This is a genomic window from Catenibacterium sp. (genome assembly GCF_052354645.1).
Taxonomy (GTDB): domain Bacteria; phylum Bacillota_I; class Bacilli_A; order Erysipelotrichales; family Coprobacillaceae; genus Catenibacterium; species Catenibacterium mitsuoka_A.
Map to the genome: position 1 here is coordinate 1 of NZ_DAWDDM010000297.1, position 2,379 is coordinate 2,379.

At 37.8% G+C, this 2,379-nt stretch carries 1 protein-coding gene and 1 pseudogene; both read right to left on the reverse strand.

What is annotated here, in order from left to right; translation table 11 throughout:
* Window positions 1-371 precede the first annotated feature (371 nt).
* Window positions 372-2,048, reverse strand: a complete 1,677-nt coding sequence (gene ilvB, locus ACT8VG_RS10210; protein ID WP_117458476.1) for a biosynthetic-type acetolactate synthase large subunit — start codon at window positions 2,046-2,048, stop codon at window positions 372-374.
* Between the two features lie 17 nt (window positions 2,049-2,065).
* A pseudogene (locus ACT8VG_RS10215) lies at window positions 2,066-2,379 on the reverse strand (dihydroxy-acid dehydratase); the annotation flags it as partial.

The following is a 2,379-nucleotide window of genomic DNA, read 5'->3' on the forward strand; positions in this document are numbered from 1 at the left end:
CTTTATTACAATATTTACTACTTATCATTCATTTTATGTATATAGTGGAGATTTGTGTCATTTATCATCTATATTAACCTCTATCACTTTTTTACAATATGATTTTTTTAATGTATTACCAATTGGTATCATCCTCTATATTCCAATACTGTATTTATTTTTCATAAAACATGAAAGAAGAAAGATACGAAACGAAATAGAATAATAATTTGTATTTCCTTAGTCACAGTGGAAGGCAGTAGGTGGGCAAAAATAATCTTCCAACTTATGGTGAGGTAAAAGGAGTTTGAAAAATTAGACATGTAAAAAGGCTGTAAATGCTAATGAGATAGTATATCTTTCTACTCTCATTAGTTTAACAGCCTTTTTAATTACTTATTAATATCTGCTTCATCAAATACTTCCGCAATAGAGCTTCCTGGCGCAACCATTGGGAATACTTTATCATCATCATCAATGATACATTCAATCACTACTGGACCATGATAATCCACTGCTTCCTGTAAAGCAGGCATCACTTCTTCTTTCTTAGTGACACGGATGGCTTTACAACCTAATCCTTCTGCTACCTTACAGAAGTCTACCTTATCATGAAGTACTGTTGCACTATAGCGTTCACCATAGAATAATGTCTGCCACTGTCTTACCATTCCAAGTACATGGTTATTAAGTACTACTTCAATGATTGGGACATTGTAACGTGATGCAGTGGCTAATTCATTGAGGTTCATACGGAAACATCCATCACCTGCAATATTGAATACTAACTGATTAGGACAGCCATATTTAGCTCCTATTGCAGCACCTAGTCCATAACCCATAGTACCAAGTCCACCAGAACTTAAGAACTGTCTAGGACGTCTATAGTGATAATACTGAGCTGCCCACATCTGGTTCTGACCTACTTCAGTTGTAATAATAGCCTGAGAATCAGTGAAGTTATCAATCTGTTCAATCACATATGGACCAGTTAATCTAGACTGATCATAAGTTAAAGGATAACGATCCTTTAATGTACGAACTTCCTTCATCCATCCTGGATGGTTCTGTTGTGTTAAAGTTAAATTAATAGCTTCAATAACATCTTTTGCATCTCCGACAATACCTAAATCAACAGGCACATTCTTATCGATTTCTGCATCATCGACATCAATATGAATAATCTTCGCATTCTTCGCAAATGTATCCACATTACCAGTAATACGGTCACTGAAACGTACACCAATCGCAATCAATAAATCACATTCTGATACACCGATATTACTTGCTTTAGTCCCGTGCATTCCTAGCATTCCTGCATAACGTGGATTAGTGCCGTCATATGCCCCTTTACCCATTAATGTATCAGTCACTGGTGCATCGATTTTTTCTACAAATTCTTTTAAAGGTGCACTAGCCTGAGAGGCAATACATCCACCACCGACAAATACGAATGGCTTTTCTGATGCTTCAATCATTTCTACAGCCTTCTTAATTGAAGATGTAGGGAATGTATAATTACGGCTACCAATAACATCTGGCACCTTTTTAGTATATTCACAAGAACCTACAGTCGCATTCTTAGTCATATCGACTAATACTGGACCTGGACGACCTTCTTTCGCAATCTGGAATGCTTTACGAATAGTTGGAGCCAATTCTTCTGGTGATTTACAAATAAAGTTATGTTTAGTAATAGGGATAGTCACACCCTTGATATCAATTTCCTGGAAAGCATCTTTACCTAAGGCATTAACACCTACGTTGGCAGTTAAAGCGACTAAAGGAATAGAATCCATCATGGCTGTCGCAATACCTGTGACAAGGTTAGTGGCACCTGGTCCACTTGTTGCCATACAGACACCCACTTTACCAGTGGCACGTGCATAACCATCAGCTGCATGAGATGCACCTTGTTCATGAGATGTAAGGACATGATGAATCTTATCCTGATACTTATATAAACTATCATAGACTTCTAGGATTGCCCCTCCTGGATAGCCAAAGATAGTATCAACGCCCTGTTCAAGAAGGCTTTCTACTACAATGTCCGATCCTTTCATTAACATTTTTGGATTCTCCCCCTTTACTTATCATTTGGCTGTAATACAGCGCCTGTATTGGCACTTGTTACCTGTGCAGCATAACGTCTTAAGTAACCTGTAGTGATACGAGGTTCTCTTGGCTGCCATTTAGCACGACGTGCTTCTAATGTAGCATCATCTACAGCTACATTAATCTTATTATTTGGAATATCAATAGAGATCATATCTCCTTCTTCAATTAAAGCGATAGGTCCTCCTACTGCTGCTTCAGGAGATACATGTCCAATAGACGCCCCTCTAGTTGCTCCTGAGAAACGACCATCTGTAATTAATGCATCATCTTTATCAAGTCCCA